Source organism: Dehalococcoidia bacterium, assembly GCA_021295915.1.
Lineage (GTDB): Bacteria > Chloroflexota > Dehalococcoidia > Lucifugimonadales > UBA1123 > VXRN01.
The window spans coordinates 62,895-87,853 of the sequence record JAGWBK010000007.1 but is presented as its reverse complement, the minus strand read 5'-3'; the positions used below and the strand labels follow the sequence as shown (position 1 = coordinate 87,853).

At 58.2% G+C, this 24,959-nt stretch carries 27 protein-coding genes; 12 read left to right on the top strand and 15 right to left on the bottom strand.

The features are described 5' to 3' along the window. The 3 genes from J4G14_03980 to J4G14_03970 form a co-directional block, all read left to right on the top strand. On the top strand, nt 1-378 hold a 378-nt coding region (locus tag J4G14_03980; protein ID MCE2456955.1), incomplete at its 5' end, for a 2-oxoacid:acceptor oxidoreductase subunit alpha. Nucleotides 379-386: 8 nt separating this feature from the next. Then, entirely contained in the window at nt 387-1,007 is a 621-nt protein-coding gene (locus tag J4G14_03975) for a hypothetical protein (GenBank protein ID MCE2456954.1), read from the top strand. Beyond that, on the top strand, nt 1,004-1,873 hold the full coding sequence (locus J4G14_03970; GenBank protein MCE2456953.1) for a 2-oxoacid:ferredoxin oxidoreductase subunit beta: 870 nt from the start codon (nt 1,004-1,006) through the stop codon (nt 1,871-1,873). The genes J4G14_03975 and J4G14_03970 overlap by 4 nt, the downstream gene beginning before the upstream one ends. Before the next feature lie 45 nt (nt 1,874-1,918). Here J4G14_03970 and holA read toward each other — a convergent pair whose 3' ends face one another. The 5 genes from holA to J4G14_03945 all read right to left on the bottom strand — a co-directional run bounded on the left by holA (nt 1,919) and on the right by J4G14_03945 (nt 7,365). Continuing rightward, complete coding sequence (holA, locus tag J4G14_03965) at nt 1,919-2,917, bottom strand: DNA polymerase III subunit delta (GenBank protein ID MCE2456952.1); 999 nt, start codon at nt 2,915-2,917, stop codon at nt 1,919-1,921. Between the two features lie 28 nt (nt 2,918-2,945). After that, nucleotides 2,946-5,366 carry an FtsX-like permease family protein gene (locus J4G14_03960; GenBank protein ID MCE2456951.1) on the bottom strand — a complete coding sequence of 807 codons (2,421 nt, stop codon included), beginning with the start codon at nt 5,364-5,366 and terminating at the stop codon, nt 2,946-2,948. 225 nt (nt 5,367-5,591) lie between these two features. Then, on the bottom strand, nt 5,592-5,906 hold the full coding sequence (locus J4G14_03955) for a type II toxin-antitoxin system HicB family antitoxin (GenBank protein ID MCE2456950.1): 315 nt from the start codon (nt 5,904-5,906) through the stop codon (nt 5,592-5,594). Nucleotides 5,907-5,908: 2 nt separating this feature from the next. Beyond that, on the bottom strand, nt 5,909-6,109 hold the full coding sequence (locus tag J4G14_03950) for a type II toxin-antitoxin system HicA family toxin (protein MCE2456949.1): 201 nt from the start codon (nt 6,107-6,109) through the stop codon (nt 5,909-5,911). Between the two features lie 11 nt (nt 6,110-6,120). Then, nucleotides 6,121-7,365: a serine hydroxymethyltransferase gene (locus tag J4G14_03945; protein ID MCE2456948.1), complete on the bottom strand. Its 1,245-nt coding sequence runs from the start codon at nt 7,363-7,365 to the stop codon at nt 6,121-6,123. Nucleotides 7,366-7,785: 420 nt separating this feature from the next. Here J4G14_03945 and J4G14_03940 point away from each other — a divergent pair, with 420 nt between their 5' ends. From J4G14_03940 to J4G14_03930, 3 genes are read left to right on the top strand one after another with little or no spacing between them, the layout of a single operon-like run. Beyond that, nucleotides 7,786-8,133: a DUF1232 domain-containing protein gene (locus J4G14_03940; GenBank protein MCE2456947.1), complete on the top strand. Its 348-nt coding sequence runs from the start codon at nt 7,786-7,788 to the stop codon at nt 8,131-8,133. An 18-nt stretch (nt 8,134-8,151) separates the two neighbouring features. Continuing rightward, the gene (gene ychF, locus J4G14_03935; GenBank protein ID MCE2456946.1) at nt 8,152-9,249 is read left to right on the top strand and encodes a redox-regulated ATPase YchF; all 1,098 of its coding nucleotides are present in this window, start codon (nt 8,152-8,154) and stop codon (nt 9,247-9,249) included. Nucleotides 9,250-9,265: 16 nt separating this feature from the next. Then, entirely contained in the window at nt 9,266-10,111 is an 846-nt protein-coding gene (locus J4G14_03930) for a crotonase/enoyl-CoA hydratase family protein (GenBank protein MCE2456945.1), read from the top strand. 3 nt (nt 10,112-10,114) lie between these two features. On the opposite strand, the gene J4G14_03925 is transcribed toward J4G14_03930, so the two are convergent. Together J4G14_03925 and J4G14_03920 are read right to left on the bottom strand one after the other, a co-directional pair. Further along, nucleotides 10,115-11,326, bottom strand: coding sequence for an insulinase family protein (locus J4G14_03925; protein ID MCE2456944.1), 1,212 nt, complete (start codon nt 11,324-11,326; stop codon nt 10,115-10,117). Nucleotides 11,327-11,473: 147 nt separating this feature from the next. After that, entirely contained in the window at nt 11,474-12,364 is an 891-nt protein-coding gene (locus tag J4G14_03920) for an NAD(P)-dependent oxidoreductase (GenBank protein ID MCE2456943.1), read from the bottom strand. A 212-nt stretch (nt 12,365-12,576) separates the two neighbouring features. Between J4G14_03920 and J4G14_03915 the strand changes: the two genes are divergently transcribed. After that, nucleotides 12,577-13,908, top strand: a complete 1,332-nt coding sequence (locus J4G14_03915) for a redoxin domain-containing protein (protein ID MCE2456942.1) — start codon at nt 12,577-12,579, stop codon at nt 13,906-13,908. Between the two features lies 1 nt (nt 13,909). Beyond that, on the top strand, nt 13,910-14,848 hold the full coding sequence (locus tag J4G14_03910) for a hypothetical protein (protein ID MCE2456941.1): 939 nt from the start codon (nt 13,910-13,912) through the stop codon (nt 14,846-14,848). Here the strand turns inward: J4G14_03910 and J4G14_03905 are convergent. From J4G14_03905 to J4G14_03890, 4 genes are read right to left on the bottom strand one after another with little or no spacing between them, the layout of a single operon-like run. Beyond that, entirely contained in the window at nt 14,845-15,312 is a 468-nt protein-coding gene (locus tag J4G14_03905) for a Mov34/MPN/PAD-1 family protein (GenBank protein MCE2456940.1), read from the bottom strand. The genes J4G14_03910 and J4G14_03905 overlap by 4 nt on opposite strands. A 23-nt stretch (nt 15,313-15,335) precedes the next feature. Beyond that, the gene (locus J4G14_03900) at nt 15,336-16,025 is read right to left on the bottom strand and encodes a heme exporter protein CcmB (protein MCE2456939.1); all 690 of its coding nucleotides are present in this window, start codon (nt 16,023-16,025) and stop codon (nt 15,336-15,338) included. Nucleotides 16,026-16,039: 14 nt separating this feature from the next. Beyond that, the gene (gene ccmA / locus J4G14_03895) at nt 16,040-16,768 is read right to left on the bottom strand and encodes a heme ABC exporter ATP-binding protein CcmA (GenBank protein MCE2456938.1); all 729 of its coding nucleotides are present in this window, start codon (nt 16,766-16,768) and stop codon (nt 16,040-16,042) included. Further along, nucleotides 16,765-17,361, bottom strand: a complete 597-nt coding sequence (locus J4G14_03890) for a GNAT family N-acetyltransferase (protein ID MCE2456937.1) — start codon at nt 17,359-17,361, stop codon at nt 16,765-16,767. Before J4G14_03890 ends, ccmA begins: the two co-directional genes overlap by 4 nt. 109 nt (nt 17,362-17,470) lie before the next feature. Here J4G14_03890 and queF point away from each other — a divergent pair, with 109 nt between their 5' ends. Next, entirely contained in the window at nt 17,471-17,929 is a 459-nt protein-coding gene (queF, locus tag J4G14_03885) for an NADPH-dependent 7-cyano-7-deazaguanine reductase QueF (protein MCE2456936.1), read from the top strand. Here the strand turns inward: queF and J4G14_03880 are convergent. Beyond that, nucleotides 17,919-18,842: a nucleoside hydrolase gene (locus tag J4G14_03880; protein MCE2456935.1), complete on the bottom strand. Its 924-nt coding sequence runs from the start codon at nt 18,840-18,842 to the stop codon at nt 17,919-17,921. The two genes, queF and J4G14_03880, sit on opposite strands and share 11 nt — an antisense overlap. 85 nt (nt 18,843-18,927) lie before the next feature. Between J4G14_03880 and J4G14_03875 the strand changes: the two genes are divergently transcribed. Genes J4G14_03875 through J4G14_03865 form a run of 3 tightly spaced genes read left to right on the top strand, consistent with a single transcriptional unit; the run spans nt 18,928 to nt 21,580 of the window. Continuing rightward, complete coding sequence (locus tag J4G14_03875) at nt 18,928-19,893, top strand: NAD-dependent epimerase/dehydratase family protein (protein MCE2456934.1); 966 nt, start codon at nt 18,928-18,930, stop codon at nt 19,891-19,893. 46 nt (nt 19,894-19,939) lie between these two features. Beyond that, complete coding sequence (locus tag J4G14_03870; GenBank protein MCE2456933.1) at nt 19,940-20,707, top strand: glucose 1-dehydrogenase; 768 nt, start codon at nt 19,940-19,942, stop codon at nt 20,705-20,707. 12 nt (nt 20,708-20,719) lie between these two features. Beyond that, complete coding sequence (locus J4G14_03865; protein MCE2456932.1) at nt 20,720-21,580, top strand: HAD hydrolase-like protein; 861 nt, start codon at nt 20,720-20,722, stop codon at nt 21,578-21,580. Here J4G14_03865 and J4G14_03860 read toward each other — a convergent pair. The 3 genes from J4G14_03860 to J4G14_03850 form a co-directional block, all read right to left on the bottom strand. Beyond that, nucleotides 21,577-22,566: an ABC transporter ATP-binding protein gene (locus J4G14_03860; protein ID MCE2456931.1), complete on the bottom strand. Its 990-nt coding sequence runs from the start codon at nt 22,564-22,566 to the stop codon at nt 21,577-21,579. The two genes, J4G14_03865 and J4G14_03860, sit on opposite strands and share 4 nt — an antisense overlap. Nucleotides 22,567-22,629: 63 nt before the next feature. Beyond that, nucleotides 22,630-23,304: a PHP domain-containing protein gene (locus J4G14_03855; GenBank protein ID MCE2456930.1), complete on the bottom strand. Its 675-nt coding sequence runs from the start codon at nt 23,302-23,304 to the stop codon at nt 22,630-22,632. A gap of 117 nt (nt 23,305-23,421) precedes the next feature. Beyond that, a complete protein-coding gene (locus J4G14_03850) occupies nt 23,422-23,904 on the bottom strand; it encodes a peptidylprolyl isomerase (GenBank protein ID MCE2456929.1) in 483 nt (160 codons plus the stop codon). Nucleotides 23,905-24,959: the final 1,055 nt, after the last annotated feature.

The following is a 24,959-nucleotide window of genomic DNA, read 5'->3' as shown; positions in this document are numbered from 1 at the left end:
CTGCTCGTCTGGCTGGAGAGCAACCTCGCGGGACCCGGCAAGTTCGTGTACCAGGCGACGTCTGAGATCGAGTCGATCACCAGCATCATAGGCGCCGGTTTCGCGGGCAAGAAGGCGATGACAGGGACAGCCGGGCCAGGTTTCTCCCTAATGAGCGAAGGACTCGGACTCGCATGGATGGCTGAGATTCCGCTGGTCGTCGCCGACATCCAACGCGGTGGGCCGTCCACGGGTCTTCCCACCAAGACAGAGCAGTCCGACCTGATGACCGCGATGTACCCGGGCCACGGCGATGTGCAGCTTCCGATCATCGCTCCGGGCACCGTCGAAGAGTGCTTCTACGCCGCGATCCATGCGCTCAACTGGGCGGAATCCTGAGCGAGCACATGCTGTCTGAGCGCAACCAGAACATTCCCAAGCCTGACCTGTCGAAGGTCAATGTGGAAGGCAGAAAGACCTACCAGGGCACTAACGGCTATCACAGGTATGAGAGTTGGGAGATCTCCCCGATGCCCATACCGGGTGGGCCGGGCTCGTACGTCGCTAACGGGTCGGAGCACGACGGCATGGGTGACACCACCCACAGGCCGGAGCGCCACATCCAGATGACCACGCGCCGGTTCAGCAAGCTCGACCTGCTGAGGGACGGCTCCTACGAGAGCGAGAACACATCGGCAAGCGTCGCAGTGATGCCGTGGGGCGGCTCCAAGGGGCCCGCACTCGGAGCGTGGCGTGAACTCACAGCACAGGGCGCGGACCTGGGTTGGTACTACACGATGTTCCTGAATCCGCTTCCCAGCGGAATGGTGGAGGAACTGCGAAGCAAGGACCTGGTGATCGTCCCTGAACTCAACTTCATGGGCCAGATGTCCGCGCATCTGAGGATGCTCGGAATCAACGCAGAGTCCATTACGCAGATCACCGGACTGCCCTTCAAGACGAAAGACCTGGTGCAGGCCATAACTGAAAAGGCAGGCATCCATCAGAAGGAGAGTGTGCCAGCATGACCTCAAAGAACCCTGAGTACGATTTCAAGTGGTGCCCAGGCTGTGGCGACTTCGGTGTACGCCGAGCCCTTGAGGGGGCCCTCCAACGCCGCGTGTCCGAGACAGAGGCGCCAATGGAGAACAACGTGGTCGTGGCTGGCATCGGCTGCTCCGGGAACATGGTCCACATGCTCGAGAGCGACGAGCAGCCATACGGCTTCCACGGGATCCACGGTCGCTCACTACCCATCGCGATGGGCGTGAAGATGGCCCGACCGGACCTGAACGTGGTAGTGGTAGCTGGAGATGGCGACTTCCTCGGCATCGGCTTCGAGCACATAGGGCCACAGGCGGCCCGCAACCTCAACGTTACCGCGGTCGTCATGGACAACGGCGTCTACGGCCTTACCAAGGGCCAGAGCTCGCCAACGACTGAGCTTGGCGTGGTCACCAGCTCTACACCATTCGGCAAAGCCGAAGAGAAGCTCAACCCGTTCCAGATGTATCTGAGCATGGGCGTCTCGTACATAGCTTCCACGATGTCGAGCCAGGTTCGCCCAATGTCCGCCATGATGTCTGAGGCGATGGAACATCCAGGATTCTCCATCGTCCACGTCCAGTCACCATGCACCGAATACAACAATACCTACGACCTGCTGAGGGGCAACAGCCGCAAGGGCATCCCCGGGATCGCGTACGACATTCCAGACGACTATGACGAGACTGATCCGGAAGCAGCCTTCCAGATAGCGTCGGCCCCAGGCGTCCCTCTCGGTGTTGTCTATAAGGACACCGACCGTCCTACGTTCGACCAGAGGATCGACAATATCTCGGAGAAGGCCCCAGCGCGGCCTGTGTCTCAGCTCCTTGACAGCTTCACGATCTAACGAAGACATCGGAGTCCGGGTCCTCGGACTCCGCATTGCCTCGCACTAGAAGCGGTGCGTGGTCAACTCGGCGACGAGCATCTCCAGTGCGAGTTGCTCGTCGATCGGCTTGGTCTTCAGAAGCAGATCGGTCTCCACCAGCCGTTCGTGCATATATTCCAGGTTCTGCTGGCTGGTACGGCGGGCCTGTTGGAGCGTCTTGTTCAGTACCCATCCCGAGAGACGTATGCGGCGACCTAACTGATCCTGCGGCTCTCCCCTGCTCAACAAGTCGTTGGTCATTAGCAGGAGACGTATCTGCCTAGCGATCATGGTCATGACATAGACCGCCGGGTTGCCGTCGTCCATAATTCGGCCAATCAGCCGGAGAGCAACGTCGGACCTGCCGTCGATAACGGCGTCGACAGCCTGGAATATGTTGGCCTCGCGAACGTAGGCCACCATTTCCCTGACATCCTCAGCGGACGCCGGTCTGTCCCCGCAGTATAGTGCGAGCTTATGAAGTTCTGAGTCAATAAGCATCGGCTGGCGCCCAACGGCATCCGCCAATACGGCACATGCGTTTCGGTCGATGTTCACGCCGATCCTGGTTGCACGACTGGATATCCAAGCAGGCAGGTCGCGGTCGGATGGCATCCTGAACTCGTGCACCTCTGACATCGGAGACAGCCGCCTTAGCAAGGGGTTGTTACCCGACAGTCCACCGTCCACAAAGAGAAGATCGGTGGTAGGCGGCATGGCGCCAAGCTGGTCCAGCAGACTTGACCACTCACCCAGGGGATCTCTGCCTCCAGCAGGCGATGAGCCCCGACGGGGCCTGCCTCGTTCAAACCTTGTAAGCAGGTCCTTGACGACGACGGTCCGACGGTCGGTCATAAAGGGCACAGTGAAAGCCGCTGCCATCACAGAGTCTGGTGTCAGGTCGTCGGCACGCAGAGTGATCTGGTTGATGTCGCGCAGATCATCGGAGCCGGAGTTAGCCGTCCTCTCGGCCAGGGCCTCCTCGACTCCTACCAGGTCATCTCCATATATCAACTGAATCAATGTGATAACGCCATGGGCTGGAGTTCTGCTACTCCATTACCCGCAGTGTCGATGGGATGTCAGTCTTCCTCAGTCTGAATATCGTGAATACGGGGGCGACAGCTACAGCGATTACACTCAGTGCGATAACCGTAACGAGGCTGGCGGGGTTGAACACAATCTGGAGTCCAAGGTCGGGGAATGCGTTTGGCATGAGAACGTTGGCTACCCACTGAAGCATCAGATAGCCGCCGACCATCCCAAAGGCTGTCGCGATGAGGCCAAGTACAGCGCTCTCAGTCATCGCCATACCCAGAATCGTACGGGCTGGCAATCCGTAGGCCAGCATGGTCGCGTGCTCACGTCGCCTCTCGTCCATGTTGATACTTGCGGTGTTGTATGCGATCAGCAGCGCCAACAGGACGACAAAAGCCAATATGAATCCCAAGATGCCAGTGTACTGCTCGAACTGGTCCTGAAACACCTCACTCGATGCCGTCGCCTTCTGGACCGACGCCACGCCGGGGCGGCCGAACATCTCCTGTTTGAGTGTGTCCACCTCGACCCCAGGCGCTGGCATTGCCAAGACGACGTTCGTCATGTCAGCAACTCCCAGCGACCCGCAATGTCGACAGTCTACGAAAGTCCCTATCCTCAGCGGGTTCGCATGCAGCCCGACAACTTCCAGTTCCGACTGAGCAAGGCTGAACACGCCATCGCTGGACACAGTAGGGTGACTCAGAGTGACCGTGTCTCCGGGTCCAACCCCAAGGTCCTCTGCTGCCTTTTCGGCAATCACGACACCAGGACCGGAGGCATCGAACGAACCATCCACTATTGTTGGGAGCCAGAGGTCGCTCTCGTAGTCTATGAACTCGACAAGGACCTCAAAGGCCTCTTCGCCATGCGACAGCAACCCGCCAGTACGAAATAAAGTCTCTGTCGAACCGGCACTCGGCGAGTCAAGGATATTCTCAACTAACGGGGAATCCGTCGGATAGACGGTATCGAATGCAATCTCTACGCGGTCTGGCGACGTACCTGCGGTAGCGGTCCCTACGCGGTCGATTGTCTCTATGAAAGAGTCGAGCATTCCAAGCACGGTCACCATGACGGCTACTATGGCGCCTATCGCCAAAGCGGTCAGCAGCGTCCGGCGAGGTGCTCGGGCCACGTTTCTGAAGGGAATCTGCCTTAAGGTCTGTCCTGGAATCCTTACCATTGAGAGCAGCTTGGGCATCCCACCAGCGCGGTCGGCAAGGTGACCAGTCCTGATGGCCTCTATTGGGGCCACCCTGACTCCATTCCATACCGGAATAGCGGTTGCAAGGAACGGGACCAGGAAGCCAATGGCGCCCGCAGCCGCGAACACACCAAACTGGAACGGCGTTCGCCACGCGGGGAGCGGCAGGAAGTCGGACAGATAGCTCCCGAGGGCTTCGGCAACTCCGATTCCCATCGCGATGCCAAATATCACGCCAAGTAGCGCGACCTGTGCGCTGAATAAGAGAGGCCTGAGCGCAACCAGCCTCGTCGGCACACCCAGAGCCATTGCCACACCGATTTCTCGCCTCTGGGAGTCCACGATCCGGCTGGTCAGGTTGAACGCTGCGAAGACCGCGCCCCCGAATATCGCAATTGCGAGCACGGTATTGAACTGCTGGTCGCCTTCTACGTCCTCGATCATAAGCCTGATCGATGGATCGTCGAGCCGCCGGCTGACCGTTCCACCAATCTGCCCGAAGCGCTCACTCATGGAGTCGTACAGCAAGTCCTCGTCCGCTCCGGGCTCAAGCCTCAGGACGAGGTCATTGACCTTGCGCTCCATGCCGGTTAGCTGCTGGGCGGTTTCTATCGATGTGAAGACTGCCGCAAAGTTTGCCTGGGCGAGTATTCCTCCTTCAGGGGTTACGACGAAGAAGTATTCAGGAGCGAGTGACTGGCCTACGTATTCGACCTGCTCCGCGCCTGCGAGGAGGGCTGAGCCCTGAGGTGGTAGATCATAGAACTTGGCGAAGTTGTGCTCCAGGGTTACGACGTTAGACTCAGCGTCAGCCTCGGTGAGGTTTCTTCCTACCTGAGGGTGCAGGGAGTTTACGTGGGGACCGCCATTAGCTACGTCAACGCCTACGATGCGCCCAGGAACTAGAATCGTCTCCGCAGCTGTCTCGATTGAGACCTGCGTCGGCAGTATCAGTCGTTCCTCGGCAACAGCAACGGAGCCCGTGTCGACATCTGAAAGGACTCGCAGCAGAGTGCCGCGATCCACAAGGTTGCCTTCACTGAGTTCAACGCGGAGGTCGAACGTGTTAGCCACAGCGTAGCTGGCCTCGTTGGACAGGCCGCGCCACACGTTCATGCTTCGCAGGCCTGAAAACAGACCGGTGCCGACTGCGATCACTATCGCAATGGCAGCGACCTGGACCCATCTGGAACGCAGGTCTCGCCATGACCACTTGAGCCAGATCAAGGGCCGGCCTCGTCACCATCGGGTAAAGTGCCTGCTGCTGGCACTGCGGACCTACTCAATACTTCGCTCCCAGCCTGACTTGGCATCGTACAACTTCCTACGTCTGATTCTAACGGACGTGCTATTTCGGCATGAATGCCATCACGAGATCAGCCTTAAATGTATGTTTTTCGGCGGATGGATGCTGGTTGAGTCAGAAGTCGATGCATGGTACTGGGAACGCGGTCAACTCACCTCGGCTGGCACTGGTAACCCGACTTCGACTTCAACCATGCCGAACGTGGTTTCCAGTTCAAGAGAGGACTCTTCGATCTCGGAAAGGTTTGCGATGTGATAAGCCATCGCATCGCTGATCGACAGTTTCGGCGTCGGCAGCGGCTCCCCGTCTTCCACCAGGCCCTCTACGTGAAAGGCGATAGCTTCCCGAATCATCTCCTGGACTTCCTTCCAAGTATCACCCGCACTAATGCAGCCCGGCAAATCCGGCACGTAGGCTCCGTAGTTGTCGGGCATCCGCTCAAAGACTACGGAATAATTCAGATTCATTGCCTTTCCCCCTTGAGTCCCGCTTGTCTCAAGATACTGTTCCACATTGACGGCGACAGGTCCTTGCTGAGATGTCCCGGTATAGTTACCTTCCCTGGCTTATCAGGGTGCCGGAACTGTCGATGACTTCCCCGGGTTCGTACATGCAGCCATCCGTCCCTCTCTACAAGCCGTATCGCATCCCTGACCTTCGGCACACCACGCTCCGCTAGAAGTCTATGCCCGGTATCGGGAAGTTCGGTGTCAGCCCAAGTACCTCGTCTCGCACTTGAGATTGAACTGAATCGTTGCCGATGTCGTTAAGGACTCTCAGGATTAGCTCGCCGATCTTACGTGTGTCGTTCTCCTTCAACCCCCTGCTGGTGATGGCTGCGGCGCCGAGTCGGACACCGCTTGCGACACGGGGTGGCTTCGGATCGTAAGGAATGGCGTTGCGGTTGACGACGATGTTGGCACGCCCAAGGGCTTCTTCAGCCTGGCGTCCAGTGACATCCAGGGGACGCAGGTCGACCAGCACCATGTGATTGTCAGTCCCGCCAGAGACTAGTCTGAGGCCACCGTTGGTCAGTGCCTCTCCCAATGCCTTGGCGTTCGCGCGGACCTGCTGCTGGTAGGAGGCAAACTCGTCGGTCATCGCCTCACCGAACGTGACTGCCTTGGCTGCCACGGCGTGTTGCAGGGGCCCTCCCTGTGCGTTGGGGAAGACGGCACGGTCCACATTGCGGGCGAGGTCTGAATCGCACAGGACCATACCCCCGCGAGCCCCTCTCAGGGTCTTGTGGGTTGTGGACGTTATCATCTGGGCGTGACCGGCAGGCGATGGATGTTCTCCAGCGGCGATGAGGCCTGCGATATGGGCGATGTCGGCCATGAGGATGGCGTCTACTTCATCGGCGATCTCACGGAACTTATCGAATTCAATAGTACGGGTGTACGCAGTAGCTCCGCTAACGATGATCTTGGGACAGTGCTCCTGCGCCAGGCGGCGTACTTCGTCATAGTCGATCAGCTCCAACTCGCGATCGACCGTGTAGGGCACGAACTCGTACAGCTTGTTGGAGAAGTTGACTGGGCTGCCATGCGTTAGGTGGCCGCCGTGGTCGAGGCTCAGCCCCATCACAGTGTCGCCAGGCTGGATCGTGGCGAAGTATGCGGCCATGTTGGCCTGAGCGCCGGAGTGGGGCTGCACGTTGGCGTGGTCGACTCCGAATAGCTCTTTGGCTCTCTGGATGGCCAGGCTCTCCGCCACGTCGATGAACTCGCAGCCACCGTAGTAGCGCCTTCCAGGATAGCCCTCAGCGTACTTGTTGGTCATCACCGAGCCCTGGGCCTCGAGGATGGCACGACTGGCGTAGTTCTCTGAGGCGATGAGGTTTATGTTCTCTCGCTGCCTGCGAATCTCGCCCTCGATGGCCTCGGCGATCTGCGGGTCACTCTCCCGGAGCGTGGTCATTGGATGGGTACTCCCTCTCTCACAGATGGGTGGGGGTTAGTTGAATTGTATTGGTCGACTACTGGGGCGGGCAAGGCGAAGTGTGATCGGCATGCGACTGAGGAAGCCCCCAGGAGCCCTTAAACTGTCCTGTGCAGGCACTCGCCAAGTATCATCCCCACCCTGGTGGTCTCCTTGAGAGAGCGGACAAGGGTAGTTTTTGGCCAATCGTCATTCTGGCGAAGGCTGGAGTCCAAGGGATGGGGATGTCCTTCGAAAAGCTCAGGACGAACGATTTGTCGGTTTACCTACCCTTGTAAGCCCTGTGAGAGAGAGAGGACTTGATGCCAGCTCAAAGAGATGACCACTGAGATCATCTTTCGATTCCACTTCGGCGCGGTTGCAGCTATAATCTGTATAAGAAACTGAAGGGGGTGTCTCATGCTACGTGGCCTGTTCTACCTGTTAAGCATGACGGGCATCCCGCGAATTCTATTCAGGCTTATGGTTGACAGTCGGGTACCGTTACGGCTCAAGCTGCTTTTGCCGGCAGCAGTTGCGTACATTATCCTGCCGATTGACCTTGTTCCCGACTTCATTCCGTGGGGTATCGGTAGACTGGATGACCTCCTTGTACTGGTCCTGGCGGGAATGATGTTCATGCTTCTATCTCCGAGAGAAGTGCTAATGGAAGCCTCTGGTTCTCCGCCGCAGGAGGGAACAAGGCACGACGCTGGCAAGGGCAAGAGAGTGATCGACGGCGAGTACAGGAGACTCGACGACGAATGAGGCAGCGCGTCTGACCACATGCAGATCACGATAATCGGACTGCCCTACAGCGGCAAGACTACTATCTTTAATGCTGCCACCAGGGGATCGGCCCAGGTCGCGCAGTACACCTCCAGTTCCAGGCCCAACATTGGGGTTGCCAAAGTCCCTGATGGCAGGCTGGGCACGTTAACTGAGATCTATCAGCCAACCAGGACGACGCAGGCCGAAATAACCTACGTCGATCTTCCCGCTGCACCAGAAGGCCTGGGAAAGACTCGGGGCGTGTCCGGCGTGTACCTGAACCAGCTACAGACCGCTGACGCCCTGGTGATAGTCGCAAGAGGCTTTGAGGACCCTTCAGTACCTGACGGTGGCGATGGCGTCGATGCGTTTCGCGACATCGAGACCATGCTCTACGAGCTGACGTTTGCAGACCTTGAGATACTTGACCGTCGAATCGAGCGAATCGACCAGAACAGCAAGGGTGCTCGGTCAGGCGATAAGGACACACTGATAAGGGAGCGGGCGCTGTTGTCCGTTCTCAAGAAAGGGCTCGAATCTGGAATTCCCATCCGAAATCACCGGCTGAGTGCAGACGAGCACAGAAGAGTTAAAGAGTTTCAGTTCCTCACCGCCAAGCCCGTGATCGTCGTGGTGAACGCGGGAGAGGACCAGGTCGATGAGGTCGATGAGATCCAGGAGCGACTGGATTCAGAGATTGCTGAAGGCGATGTGTTGACGGCAGTCCTGATCGGGAGCCTGGAGATGGAGCTAGCCCAGATGTCTGCAGAAGACGAGGCCGAGTTCCGCGAGTCGCTGGCTGTGGGTGAATCGGGACTGGACAGGATGGTAAGGCTCTCCTACCAGGCACTCGACCAGATCACGTTCTTCACGGGAGGGCCGAAGGATGTCCGCGCGTGGACGATCACGAACGGGGACTCAGCCTCACGCGCAGCAGGAGCAATTCACTCCGATATGGAGCGAGGATTCATAAGAGCCGAGGTCGTGGCCTACGATGACCTGAAGAAGTGGGGAAGCGAGGCTGAGTCGAAGAGGCAGGGAGTGCTGCGACAGGAAGGCAAGGATTACGTCGTCAATGACGGAGACGTGGTGCACGTCTTATTCAACGTATAGAGTCCGGGAGGCAAGAATGAGTTACCAGTTCATCGAGTACGAGGCGTCAAACGGAATTGGGCGAGTGCGACTCAACAGGCCGGAGAAGCTGAACGCGCTCAGCCGCGAACTCCAGGACGAGCTTGTGGACTGCGTGGAGCGCGCAGACGACGACCCGGAAGTTAGGGTAATGACACTGCGAGGCAATGGCAGGGCGTTCTGTGCCGGATACGACATCACGCCGCCATCTACGCCGGAGGCTCAGGCGGCGGCGCAGGAGCAGAGGGACAACATTCGCTCAGACATCCACAGGATGAAGCGCACTCCGAACACGATGAACAGCATCCTGAATCTCAGCAAGCCGGTGATAGCCGGGGTGCATGGCTACTGCATCGCTGGCGGGACCGACCTTGCGATGCACTGCGACATCATCATAGCTGCAGATGATTCGCAGATCGGCTTTCCGCCGGTGCGTTCCATGGGCACGCCACCGACACACATGTGGACCTACATGGTGGGACCGCAGTGGGCAAAGTGGTTCCTACTGACCGGGGAATCAGTATCCGGGACGCGAGCCGAGGAACTCGGACTTATATGGAAGTCGGTACCCGGAGAGGGTCTGGACGCGGCGGTAGAAGACCTCGCTCGAACGATGGCGAGGATCCCCTGGGAGCTCCTTGCTGCTAACAAGAGCATCGTCAACAAGGCGATGGACCTGATGGGGCGCACGACCCTTCAGCACATCGCGGCTGAGACAGACGCGATCGCCCACCAGGCTCCGATCGTGAAGGAATTCAGCCGGATGGCCAGGGAAGAGGGACTGAAGTCCGCTCTGGAGTGGAGAGACAGCCCATTCAGCGACTACCGGGGAAGCAGCGAATAAAGGCTAGAACTTCAGCAACTTGGACAGGCGCTTGTGTCCCCGGCACGGTCCAACTACGGCAAGATTGAGGTGGTCGTCGATCAGGTTCTGAGAGGCTACCCGGCAGAGGTCTTCGGTCGTCACGGCATTGACCCGCTCCACGACGTGGTCCACGTCGAGAATCTCTCCACGGACCGACTCCTGACTACCCATCCATGCCGACACAGCTCGGGTGTCTTCCATTCGAAGCATAAGCCGGCCGGCCACAAGCTGTTTGGCACGGTCGACTTCCCGCTCGTCTATCCCATCGCGGACCGAAGCAACCTGCTCCAGGATCGCGGGCACGGCTTCGTAAGCGCTTGACGGATCGACACCTGCCGTGATAATGAATGCGCCGGTGTCCTTGAAGTGAGAGACGCCGCTGTGCACGTCATAAGCCAGGCCCCTATTCTCACGCAATTCCACAAAGAGCCTGCTGCTCATCCCCTCTCCCAGGATCACGCTCAGGAGGTCCAGCGCGTAGATGTCCGGGTCGTCGAGGGCGAGTCCAGGCAGAGCTATTGAAAGGTGGATCTGTTCAGTCTTCCTGTACTCGAGCCTGAGCTGGGACTGCTGCTGGTGGCTCACAGCTGGGGCAGGAGGAGTTGGTACACCACCCGGCCAGTCCCAGGACAGCCTCTCCACCTGTTCGACGACTTCTGAGTGCGGAACACTGCCGGCCACACTTACCACTGTGTTAGAGGGCGTGTAGTACTCGTTCATGTGCTTAACGATCATGTCACGGTCAATGCCGTCGACAGATTCGTGGGAGCCGCCGACGTCTCTCCCCAGCGGATGATCAGGCCAAAGCATCTGGTCGATGAGCGAGTCAACCCGTGATGCCGGGTAGTCGTTGATCATGGCAAGCTCTTCGTGGATGACCTGCCGCTCTTTTTCAATGTCTTCCGGTCTGCAGAGCGAGTTGCGCAGCATATCCAGAATAAGGTCCATGCTCGCGCAGAAGTACGGCTGGGCGACCTTACACCAGTAGACCGTAAGCTCCTGCTCGGTACCGGCGTTTATCATCCCGCCGGTGGACTCGATCTGGGCGCTGATGTCGACAGGATCGGGCCGGCGTTCCGTTCCCTTGAACGCCATGTGTTCAACGAAATGAGAGACGCCAGCCCGATCATCAGACTCGTACCTTGAGCCGACACCCACGTAAACAGAGATAGCCACAGACCGGGTGTGGGGCATTTCACATGAGACGACACGTAGTCCATTGGCCAGTGTCGTCTGATCATACCGTTGTGAGGGCACAGTTAGTGAATTCATCGCACAAATTCTAGTTATGCGTTACTCACACGGTCATAGCGCGTTTCGGGTCAAAATTCCTGAAAGATTCTACTGCTTGGGAGCAATCTCGACCCCGGCTCTCTCCTCCTGGACCATCGCAACCGCTCCTGCAGCCAAGCGGCCAAATCCGCGATTCTGTCCGCTGATGTAGCGTTGCTGGGCGATGTTGGACATCTCCATCGGGACGCTCAGCTCACGTCCGAGCTGGGTGGCGAGCCCGACGTCCTTGGCGGCGAGGTCGAGTGCGAATCCGGGTTCGAAGTTTCGCTTGAAGATGCCGTTTGGGAAGCCGTGCATTGAGTTTGTGTTGCCAGAGCTGCCGGAGACGGCTTCGTACAGCGTCTGGGCGTCGACTCCCCACTTGACGCCCATCGAGAAGGCCTCTGAGAGCAGCACGCCCACGCTCAATCCCACCAGATTGTTGACTATCTTGCAGACCGCCCCTGATCCGAGTTCACCACAGTACATGACCTTGTCGCCGATGCGGTCGAGCACCGGCTTGAACCTGTCGTACGTTTCACGATCTCCACCGACCATCACGCACAGGGTGGCTGCTTCGGCGCCAGGTGTACCGCCTGATACGGGGGCATCCAAAATATGGATGCCGCTTGCCTCAGCACGAGTGGCGATGCGCTGAATAGTGGTGGGGTCTGTGGTGCTGAGGTCAAAGAGCGCGCTTCCCCTGGCCGCACCACTCAGCACCCCACCCTCTCCAGAGGCCACTTCTTCAACGACCTGGGGAGTTGGCAGCGACGTGAAAATAACCTCACTGCCTTCGGCGGCCTCTCGCGGGCTGCTCGCCCAGGTCGCTCCCAAAGACAGGACCTCATCAGCCGCTTCCCTATTCAAGTCGTACACCTTCATCTCGTGTCCGCCGTTCAGCACGTTGCGTGCCATGTGGCGCCCCATGAAACCGACGCCGACAAATCCGACCTTCATGTTACGATTCCTCCAATTAACTTAGTCGTTTACATTGCATCTGCGGCTCATGTTAACGTCACAAAACCGGCCAATCAACGACAGGGACGGATACGGGGCACGTGAGGCTGAATCGCTTGGGGAAACCGACACATCTAACCATTGCGTAACCAGAGACAGCGGTGGCCGCAATTCGGTCCCGCCGACAGTTAAAGAGATTACAGGACGTACTAATGTTCCACCTGTCCAGAATGCCCCGGCAGCACATCACGATAGTAGGACTCTTACTGGCGGCCTTAGCGTTGATCGCAGTGGGCTGCTCCTCGAGCGATGATGACGCGGCTGCACCCGCTGAGGCTGCAGTTACAAGTCCACCGCTGGCCGTACAGGCACCTCCGACGGTCGCACCAGCTCCAACGTCTCCCCCTGCCACAGCCACGAGCATCCCAGATACTCCAACACCAGTGCCTGAACCTGAGCCAACTGTGGATACCGCCATGTACGAGGACGCCCCCGAGCTCCGGCAGACAGGCGGGTGGGTAAATTCGGAGCCGTTGACGCTTGCCGGAATGCAGGAAGAGGGCAAAGTGGTGCTTGTCGACTTCTGGACGTACACCTGCATCAACTGCATCCGCACCCTGCCCTATTTGAGGGTCTGGCACGAAAAGTACGCAGACCATGGTCTGGTGATACTTGGAGTGCACACTCCTGAGTTCAAGTTCGAAGAGGAGTACGACAACGTCGTCGAGGCGGTCGACAAGTTCGCCCTAGAGTACCCAATAGTGCAGGACAACGACTTCGGCACCTGGAGGGCGTTCAACAATCGCTACTGGCCCGCGAAGTACCTGATCGACCAGAACGGGAAGATTCGGTACTCACACTTCGGAGAGGGCAAGTACGACGAGACGGAACTGATAATTCGCGAAATCCTTACGGAAGCCGGCTACGACGTGAGTGAGATCACGACGGATACGAACCCGGGGCCGCCCGTGGCTTCCGCAGCTTTAGAATCTGAGTCCGTATCGGATGGACAAACTCGTGAGTTGTACGCGGGCTACGAGCGCAACTATGGAACGCTAATGTCGGGCGGAGTGCCGCCCTACGTGCTCCACGAAGAGTACTATATGGCGCCAGACATGGAGGTCATGTACACGGACCCGGGCGAGCATCGCAACCACTTCCTGTACCTACAGGGGCTATGGCTGAACACGTCGGAGAGCCTGGTCCACGCGCGTGAAACAACGGACCTCGAAGACTACCTTGCGCTCAAGTTCGTGGGAACCAGCGTGAATGCCGTCATGTCTCCTGGAGTGAGCAGCCCGTATGACGTCGTGGTCTACCTGGACGACGGCCCGATCCCGGAAGAGCGCGCAGGGAAAGACATCATGTACGGCCCGGACGGGAGCAGCTACATAGAGGTCGATGAGTCGCGAATGTACTTTCTGATCGACCAGCAGGAGTTCGCATCAGGCGAGCTGAGGCTTGCGTCGAACTCACCTGACTTCACGCTGTTTGCTTTCACCTTCGGTTCCTACGAAGGTGGGGAGCCTGCGAGAGACTCTTAACATGCGTCTGGGCATCTTCATTGTGTCGCTCCTGGCACTCGGGCTAGCCTGTTCCACAGCGGGTGAGTCTGACTCGCCTCCAGCACCTGAAATCGTTTCACAGCAGGAAGACGAACCACTTACATTCGAAGGGCTCATATACGGACCTGAATCTGAGGATGGAATTCAGGCTATATTCGCGACGCCCGACCTCGGTGTTGGCAAGCACAGGGTCGCGTTCGCAATGCAGTCGCAGACCGGTCTGGTCGACTCGCCGTCGGCTACCGTTCAGTCGTTCTTCGAACCGGATACCGAAGAACTCGGGGAGCCGGTACAGACCTCGTTTGCGCTTTTCAGGCCGTTCCCTCTGGTCGAACGTGGCCTTTACAGCACTCACCTGACGTTTGACCGGGCGGGGGCGTGGGCAATCCAGGCTACCGTTCTTGGGGACGACGCCAGCCCCAAGCGGGCGAGACTGTACTTCGAAGTGCCGGAGGCATCAGAGGCACCGTCGCTGGGTGACGCTGCAATCAAGAGCGTAAATCGCACCGAGGGTGACGTAGAGAGTCTGGCGGAGCTAACCACAGGCTCCATGCGAGACCCCGATCTCTACCAGGTGACGATCGCGGACGCCGTGGAGAGCGGCAAACCGACGGTGATCGTCATGGCCAGCCCAGCGTTCTGCACGAACGCCGTGTGCGGGCCGCAGGTCGAAGTGCTGCGGGACCTGAAGAATGAATTCCCTGACAGCGCCAACTTCATCCACATCGATCTCTACGACAATCCGGACGAGATCCAGGGGGATTTGGGCAGAGCAGTCATCTCGCCGGTTGTGCGAGAGTGGAACCTACCTAGCACCGAGTGGTCGTTCGTCGTTGACAGCGAAGGGAAGATCGCCAGCAGGTTCGAGGGATTCTGTACGCTCGAAGAGTTGCGAGAGGCCCTGGAGTCCGTGCTCTAGATCTGCGCCCCGTCGAAACTGGCTACCTCAACAAACCCGTTCTCGTCGTCGTCCCAATCGAACAGTCGCGCCTCGACGACGCGCTCGGCATCTATACCAATGACGAGCTGCCGGACCGGGTAGACCGGGCCATCGCCCCATGGGTCTGTGGCGACTCTACGGTCGGTCTCAGAGAAGTAGGCCCTGCCATTGGGGTGCGAGTGGTAGATGACTCGGGGCGGCTCCGGATCGTCCATGGTGCTGTTTAACTCGATCAGGTCGGCTCCGTCGATTACGTATGCGGTCTCCGCGGTCCGGTCGGGAGCGGTCGGATGGGCTGACGGTTGATAGGCATTCACCGCGCGTCTCGCTCGAACCACGGTGTCGGAGTCTCTTGGGCCGATCAGCCAGCCGCAGCACTCGTTGGGAAAGTTCTCCCTTGCATGTCGGTAAATCTCGGCCAGGATGTTTGCGGGTATGTTCATGGTCTTGTCCGTATTGCCTGCTGCTAGTCCTCGATTATGAAGCTGAACGCTGCTGGGCAGATTACCAAGAAAACGGCATCGAATACCACGAGCATGGGAATCCAGGTTGAGACTCCGGGGCCTATCAGCCTGAAGGTTGAGGCCCCGTCTGTGGAGACGGCATCCCGAAGCAGTATACCTGTGGCCTCAGCAGCAGCGATTATGACCGGCACCACTACCGGAAAGAACAGCAACGGCAGCATCACCTCTCGTGACCGCGTGTTGACCGCCATTGCGCTGAACACGGTCCCGACTGCGGCAATCGCGATTGTCGCGAGTATCAACACCGGGATAACCGAGTATACAGTCAGCGGGAGGTTGAATAGCACCAGGAACAGGGGGAATATGACCACCTCCACGCCAACCATGAACAGGAAGTTGCTGAGAAATTTGCCGAAGTAGATCGCGTCGCGTCCGACGGGAGCGAGCATGAGTCCCTGCAGGTTTCCGTGGGAACTCTCGATGCTGAACGAGCGGTTCAGTCCCAGTACTCCCCCAAATGTGAACGACACCCAAAGGATTCCGGGAGCGACGGTCGCAATCATGGCCGGTGTCGGATCCAGTGCGAAGTTGAAAACTACGATGACCAGAAGGCCGAACACGAGGGTCGTCACCAGGATGTCCTTGGTCCTCAGTTCGAGAAGCAGGTCCTTGGCCAGAATCGCGAACACCACACCGAAGTAGCTTCTCACCGATTGGCACCCACGTGTTGGATATAGGCGTGGCGTGAGGCATCCGGGTCGACGGCATCGATAGTCTCGTCATAGGCGACCCGGCCGCTTGCGAGTATCGCCATACGGTCTCCCAGGGCCACAGCACGCTCAAGGTTGTGCGTGGTCATGATGACCGTCCGGCCCGACTCAGACCGGCTGGCAATCACCGAGTCCAGGAGCGAAAGCGCCTCCTGATCGAGGCCGGTCTCGGGCTCGTCGAGTAACAACACATGGGGGTCGTGCAGCAGTGCTCTCGCGATGCTGAATCTCTTCTTCATGCCGTGGGACATCGCTCCGATCTTCCTGTCGAGATCGGGAGCCATACCCATGCGGTCTGACACAGAGTGAACGCGCTCGTCGATTCGGTCGAGATCGAATATCCTGCAGACGAATCTGAGGTTTTCACGGGCTGTGAGGTCGTCGTAGAGGAGCGGATCGTGTCCAACTACGCCGATCAGACGTCGGAGGCGGGCACTCTGCCTCCCAATACCTGCACCGCCAATTCGAACTTCACCGGCGTCGGGCTTGGTGAGGGTCGACAGTACCCTGATCAGGGTGGTCTTGCCGGACCCGTTGGGCCCGAGCAGACTCAACACCGTTCCCTGGGGAACATCAAGGTCTATACTCTTCAAGACTGGAGTGCGCCCAAAGGACTTGGTCACGCCCCGGATCTGGACTGCGAACTGTTCCTCGGTAGAAGTCATCGATCTCGCGAATCTGTTACAGGTACACGCTGGTAGGAGGTGACGGTGGTCAATTGTTCCCACTCGTGTCGCAGAATTGAGTAGGCTACCGTGTCTTCCCTGCTCCCTGGGTCACGCGGGCTGGGGCCGCTGCTGCGTGCAATCCCCTCTCTCTGCATACCGAGCTTTTTCATGACCTTCCAGGACTGATGGTTTTCAATGTCGGCCCTGGCGACGATTCGAGCGAGTCCGAATTCTCTGAATGCCCAATCCATCGCGGCGGCGCCGGCCTCAGCCGTGAAGCCCTGACCCCATTGGGCTTTGCCGAGGGCGTACCCGACTTCAGCAGCGCTGTTCTTGAGATCTACCCTGACATCGAACGACCCAATGACTTTCCCGTTCAGCGTGATGGCGAATATCGGATCAGTTTCCCATGAAGTCAGGAATGATCTCGCGACGAACTCCTCGGCGTCTCTATAAGTGTACGGAACTGGCAGAGGAAGGAACTGTGACCAATCAGGGTCCTGCGCATACTCGTAAACGTCTCGGGCGTCGCCTAACTCGAAGGGGCGCAGGAGAAGACGTTGAGTTTTCAGTTTGATAGGGTTTGCCATCCTAGCTATCCTTCTAACGGGACCGTACTGTCCTTATGACAGGAGGGAGTCCCTGTAGTATAGATGACACCGAACACCGAGTTGTCGGCCGCAAGTAAGAGAGAGCCAGATGCCCACAATCGAAGAACTCCAGAGGGAGTATCAGGGTCTGAACGACCTGCACAGGAAGCCAAAGACCGAGGAGGAGATTGACCCAGGGTGCCTACTCGCATTTGACTACGACTACCCAAATAGCGGTGCTGAGGTCGTGATCGACACCGATGAATTCACCGCTGTTTGCCCATGGACAGATCTGCCTGACTTTGGAACGCTCGAGATCAGGTATGTCCCAGATCGCCTCTGTATTGAACTGAAGTCGCTCAAGTACTACCTGCTGAGCTACGAAGGGGTGGGGATCGTCCAGGAGCACGCGGCGAATCGAATTCTTAATGACTTGGTGGCGCTGTGCAGTCCCAGAAGGCTAACGATCTCGCTGGACTACAAGGTCAGAGGCGGGCTGCACACGAAGGTCAGCGTCTCTCACGAGGCCTCAAGGGAACTAGCCGATAGGTTGAGACTCAACGATTAAGGGTCTCCAGCTTCTCGAAGAGGTCATTGAACACCGCGTCCCTGTTCACGCGTGTTAGGACGCGCACGGGATGGCGGGTCGGGTCGAAGCTGTAGCGCAGGCCTTCGTTGAAGATCGGACTGGGAGTCAGGTGACTGCTTGTCCAGTCTGGACTCATAAGCCAGGCGCCCACGGCCATGTCCCAGATCGGCTTGCTTCTACCCGGGAAGTCCGACACGAAGTCTCTGTACAGTTCGTATAGATAATCCCCGAGCGCACCTCTTCCCTTGAGGTAGCGGGACATCTCGGGCTCGGTCGTTCTCATCATCTCGGACACCACGTATCCGACGACGTGGACAACCGGGACGCCGCTGTCGAAGAGTACCCTGACCGCGTGGACATCTTCTGTGAAGTTCAGGTCAGCAAACGATCCGGTCTCGTATGGCGAGCCGCCGAGGGGTAAGACTACCATCCTGCTCACTATGGCGGGTTCCACCAAGATCGCCGACGCGACATTGGTGAGGGCTCCGAGGGCTAGCACGTAGAGAGGGCCGTCCCGGTCAGCCATAGCTCGCGCGGCGAGGTCACCGGCAGCCTCGCTGGACACAGGCCTATCGGGAGCGGACATGTACTCGGCCGACCCTCGCAGGACTGGCCCAGAAAACGCTGTGTGCATCTTGTCCAGTACCCTGAGGATTTCCTGGTAGCTTAGTTCCATTCCCTCGTCAGGTCCGGATGTCTGGGTCCACTCGGTGTGAAATGGGGCAGCGTAGATGGCCTCGACGTTCAGGACTTCGGACAGTATTGCGTGGACAATCGCGAATTGGTCGTCTATCTCGTTGGCTGTGTCGGTGTCGATGACCACGTCGCACGGGCCGTTCGGGTGCTGGAGGAGTTGGACCAGTCTGGGTACATCGATCTCTGGGTAAGGCATCTTTTGAAGTCCTCTAAGTGCGCGGTGTTAATCACGGTAGTTTGAATATACAATGGCGCCGCTCACTCTTGGCAAGAGGCCTGACATGACGAGGATACTGGTCACGGGAGCGGCTGGGCAGATCGGCTCGGAGCTCGTCCCGGCGCTTCGGGAGAAGTATGGAGGCGACAGTGTGGTCGCCGCCGGGCATCGTACTCCATTACCGGATGACGTGCGCGACGGCGGACCGTCGATCACGCTCGACGTGACGGTGCAAACTGACGTCGAAGCTGCGATTCGCGATCTGGGCATTGACGTGGTCTACCACTTGGGGTCGATTCTATCTGCTTTAGCCGAGGCCAATCGGCAGACTGCCCATGCGGTCAACATCAACGGCCTGTACAACGTCCTGGAGACAGCTGCGGGCTCACGGGTAACCCAAGTCAACGTTCCAAGCTCGATAGCAGCGTTCGGGCCTGATACTCCGGCAGTGGATACGCCCAATGAAACGCTGCAAAGGCCGAACACGCTCTACGGCATCTCCAAAGTATTCGGAGAACTGCTTGGCAACTACTACTTCGAGAGGCTGGGGCTGGACGTCCGGGGCTTGCGGTTGCCGGGCATCATTAGCTGGAAGACAGAGCCCACGGCGGGGACAACCGACTACGCTGTGGCAATCTTCTACGGAGCGCTCAGGGAAGGCAGGTACGAATGCTACCTGGGACCTGACACGCGGCTCCCGATGATGTACATGCCGGACTGCATCAAGTCGACAATGGACCTTGCAGAGGCTGATGTATCGAAACTCAGGCATCACGCCGACTTCAACGTGACGGCGATCAGCTTCACACCGGACGAGCTGGCGGCGGCGATTAGGAAACGGATTCCAGATTTTGTAATCGAGTACAATATAGACCCACTTCGACAGGGAATCGCAGACTCGTGGCCCGACTCGCTTGACGACACTGCGGCCAGAGACGAGTGGGGCTGGAGTCCTTCATACGACCTCGACACGATGGTGGACGACATGATCAAGAACCTCTCCGTTAAGCTGGGAGTGGAAGCGGTGTAACGACGCTTTTTGCATGTGCAGCTTTAAGTTGCCAGGAGGCTGAGGAATGAGACTCGAAGGCAAAGTGGCCCTGATTAGCGGAGGCGCCCGGGGGATGGGAGCAGCCGAAGCCAAGCTGTTCTCGCGAGAGGGGGCGAAGGTCGTCATCGCGGACGTGCTGGAAGCTGAAGGACGCCAGACTGAGGCTGAGATCAACGAGACGGGCGGCGACGCGATATTCGTCACACTTGACGTGACCAAGCAGTCTGACTGGGATGCAGCGATTAGCAGGACGGTCGAGCAGTTCGGCAAGCTGGACGTAATCGTCAACAACGCCGGTATCTCAAGCAGGGTGTCGATCGAAGAGACGACAGTCGAAGAGTGGGACCGGATCCTGGACATCAACTCCAAGGGCGTCTTTCTCGGCACCAAGGCGGCTATAACCCAGATGAAGAGCCAGGGAACAGGTGGCTCAGTCATCAACATCTCGTCCATCAGCGGCAACATCGGCCAGGACAATGTAGCCGCAGCCTACAACGCCTCAAAGGGGGCCGTGAGGATCTTCTCCAAGTCTGCTGCGGTCCAGTACGCCGGTGATGGGATAAGGGTCAACACGATACATCCGGGGCCAATACAGACACCCATGACCCAGGCAGGCTGGGAAGGCTCCGAGACGTTCGGAGATCAAGAGTACGTCGCGACGGAAAACGCGCCAATGGGCAGGTACGGCAAGCCCGAGGAGGTAGCGTACGGCGCCCTCTACCTTGCTTCAGACCAGTCGTCATACGTGACGGGAGCAGAACTGATCATAGACGGTGGTTACACTGCCCAGTAGCGCTGGTAATAGATGACCAACGTCCCAGAGGTCACTCTGAAAGACCTGATCGAGCGTCACTCGGTCATACTGTTCGACGCATATGGCGTGTTGGCGAACTCGGATCTGGTCATCCCCGGGGCACGAGAGGCAATTGATCACCTCAACGAGGCAGACAAACCCTACTTCGTCCTGACGAATGACGCCTCGGCCCTTCCCAAGACGCGGGCCGCCCGTTACGAGAACCTTGGTCTTGCCATCGACGCCGGACGCATTATCACTTCTGGAAGCCTACTGAAGGGTCACTTCAGTGAGCATGGACTCGAAGGGATGCGTTGCGTAGTACTCGGACCAGTTGATAGCGAGCGTTACGTGGAGTCTGCCGGTGGCGTTGTTGTGTCTGCCGACGGTGACTTCGAAGCACTGGTCATTGGCGACCAGAGCGGTTTTCCGTTGCTTGAGACGGGTAGAGTAGTGTTGACAGGCCTGTTCCGGCTTATTGATTCAGGTCGTCCTCCCAGGCTGATCCTGCCCAATCCGGACCTGATCTACCCGAGCGACGAAGGATTCGCATTCGCCAGCGGAACGGTTGCCCAGATGTTCGAGGGCGCGCTTGCGTTGCGATACCCGGACCGTTCGGAACTAAGGTTCACAAGGCTTGGCAAGCCGCACGCCGCCATTTACGAAGAGGCGTATCGCCGTAGTGGCACGATGGACATGGTGATGATCGGCGACACGCCTGACACCGATATCAGGGGCGCAAACAGCTTCGGGATAGCGTCGGCATTAGTCGGGACCGGGGTGTCGACCCAGGATTTAACAAGGCTGGCCGCTGATGACGTTCCTACTTACGTAATGCGGTCTCTGGCCCCGGACGGTCGCCCGAACAGCTAATTTCGGGCAGTCTCCTCGAACTCCATGGGGTTGTAACAGGCGAGGGCGTGACCAGGCTCAACCTCGAGGAGCGGGGGCCGTGGACTCGTGCGGCACTCTACGGTCGCCTTCGAGCACCGGTGCAGGAACGGGCACTGGTCAGGCGGGTCTAGCATCTGCGGCGGAGCGCCGGCCAAGGGTCTGAGCTTCTGGTTGACGGCGTCAAGGCGTGGCAGAGACTGGAACAGTCCCCACGTGTATGGGTGCATCGGACGCCTGTACAGTGTTGGCGTGTCGGCGTACTCGACGACGTATCCGCCATAGATAACGGCAACGTTCTCGGCCATCTGAGCGATCACGCCGAGGTCGTGGGTTATCAGCATAATCGCGGTGCCGCTCTCCTGCCTCAGAATACGCAGACGCTGGAGCATCTCGGCCTGGAGAGTGACATCGAGGTTGGATGTGGGCTCGTCGGCGATGAGGATCCTTGGCTTCAGAGCGACCCCGATCGCCATCATCACGCGCTGTGACATTCCGCCGCTTAGCTGGAAAGGGTAGCGTCCGAGCATCTGCTTAGCGTCCGGGATGCCCATGTTGGCGAGGAGATCGGTTGTGACCTGCTGAGCTTCACGCTTGCTCATGGCCGTGTGCTCCAGCATCAGTTCCTCGACCTGGCTGCCGATAGTGATGACAGGGTTCAGGGCGGAAGCCGCATCCTGGAAGATCAGAGAAATCTGCCGCCCCCGGATGTTGCGCATCTCGTCGTCGCTCATCTGAAGGAGGTCTCTGCCCTCGTACAATATCTGGCCGGCAACGACCTGACCCGGATAAGGTATGAGCTTCAGGATCGAGAGCGCTGTCATGGTCTTACCGGAACCACTCTCTCCAACCACGCCAAGAATGCTGTCCTCGTCCAGCGACAGCGACACGCCATTAACGGCTTTTACTATGCCTTCGTTGGTTGCGAAGTAGGTGTGGAGATTATTGACTTCGAGTATTGGTGCCATCGGGCTCGGTACTCGGTCTTCCGAATTTGCGTGGGTGAAAGCAACCCACGAACGATGCTGATGCTAGAGGGCGGCTCCAGAGAGCACAGGATTCCGGGCCGAATCCAGCACTACCGGACTGAACCGTCCCGCTCGCAGCTCTGTTATGAGGTCGTCGAGGCAGGTAATCCGACGCTCGAACTCTGTGGCAAATGTACCAATATCTTCCAGTTTGTGGGCATCGCTTGCTCCCGTCCCCGGGAGGTCGAACCACTTCGCCAGATCGCGGCTAAAGGCGTTCTCTTCCTCCAGGCCACGGCTGTTCATCACCTCGACAGCGTCGACCATGTCGAAGACGTGGTTTCGCGAGGCTCGCTCGAGCATCTCGTGGTACGCGGACTCGCTTGTATGCGCGCCCTTCCTGTACGTCCTTCGGTAGGGATGAGCAACAACCATCGCACCCTCTTCCCTATCGAGCTTGTCCTTTACGAAGGTTGCCCTGTGCATTCCGAAGATGTACTTGCGAAGACCATAGACGAGCAGATGGCCCTCTTCGGTCGTCACTTCACAACCCGGCAGGACCAGGAAATTATGCCTCTTCGAGAGGTCATCAACTTCTCTATGGTCCCAGAAGCCATCGTGGTCGGTTATGCAAACCCCGTCGAGCCCGATGCTCTTGGCCTGCTCGATCAATTCATCAGCATCGATAAAGCTGTCGACAGACGTGGGGTAGGTGTGAGTATGGATGTCTATTATCAAGTGGGTTGCGTGTGCTCCAGATTTCAGGCTCGATAGTAGAGTCTGTCACCAGCTATTGTCCAAGTCAAGGGACAGCATCGCGAGAGAGGCGGATTAGCTAGAGATCCCAACTACCGATCAACTCTCGTCAATTCTGATGGACGTAACAGCATCTCCTGGGGTGCGCGCGGTCGCGGGATCCCTGGTGGAGATTTCGTTGACTACGTCAATGCCCTCTGAAACCACACCAAAGACAGCGTGCGCGCCATCGAGGTGAGGAGTCGGCACGAAGGTGATGAAGAACTGGCTGCCGTTGGTATTGGGACCGGCGTTGGCCATTGACAGAATTCCGGGACGGTCGTGTTTGAGGTCGGGATGGAACTCATCTTCGAACCTGTATCCTGGCCCCCCGCGACCGGTGCCGGTGGGATCCCCACCCTGGGCCATGAAGCCGGGAATGACCCGATGGAATGTCACACCATCGTAGAATCCATCTCTGGCCAGAAAGACGAAGTTGTTTACTGTCTTGGGAGCCTTGTCGGCGAACAGGTTGACCTTGAACTCGGTGCCGTTCTCCAACACGAAGGTCGCGGTGTAAGACTTCTCCGGATCTATTGTCATTGCAGGGGCTGAACTGTACTGCTGTGTCACTGAATCTCCTTTGTTGGCTTGGTCAACCTGGCCTTGGGTTTGAGTTTCTGAAGGGAACTCCAGGGTTTCTACTATCTGTCGGAATTCGGGCAACTTGCTTTCAATAGTCGATACGAGATCGCTGAATGTGACGACGACATAACTCGAACCAGCTGACATCAGGTACTGTGCAACACCCAGATCGAGCTCGCCACCATCAGGCAGTGGCATGGGAGCCGAATAGATCAGCTCCACGACGTCGCGGCCGCCGAGATCCAGGAGCCCAGGACTCACCCTGCTTGCCCCCGGCAGCGCCGCCTCGATTTGATTGATGCTGAGCTCTGCCAGGGTCTCCAGGTCACCTGCCAGCTCGTTTTCCTCCACCAGGATTGTGAAGTTGGGAGCGAACTCGGCGCCCGCCGGCTGCCCCTGGCGGTACCCGAACATCTTGAAGCTGACCGAACCTATCAACCTGTCGAGTTGAAGTGCGAGATTCTCTGGCAGGTCCGGTGACTTCGACACCAGTTCCTCGATGCTCTCAGCACTGAGATCGGCCACCGTCCATATAGGGGGAGCCGATACGCTGATCGATCCGTCGGACAACTCGTAGCTGGTCCAGCCATTCCCGAGAGGAGTCTCGATTAGCCGATCCGCACTTGGTGCAAAGTCTCTGACATCCAGTTCCGCATATTCCGATGGAGGTTCGATGGCGACAGGTATGTTGAAGTTCGAGAAAGTAATGACGGCGTCCAACTCGACATCACCGGACAGATCATCCAGGGGGATGACGGGCGCTGCCGCTCCACCATCATCGTCGACCGCGAACTCGCCTCTGATCTCTATTCTGCGCAGGAGGCTGTCCTCAACGGCGATCCACAGATCGACGTTCAATTCACCGAGCCCAATATCTCCAGATCCGTCTCCCACGGAGTAAGACAGCCGATAGACGGGTACCCCATCTACCTCTTCCGGGCCTGTGACAGTCCCAGAGCCGTTATCAGACAGTCCACGGAAGTCATAAATGGCGTCAGAGTCGCTGAAGTCAA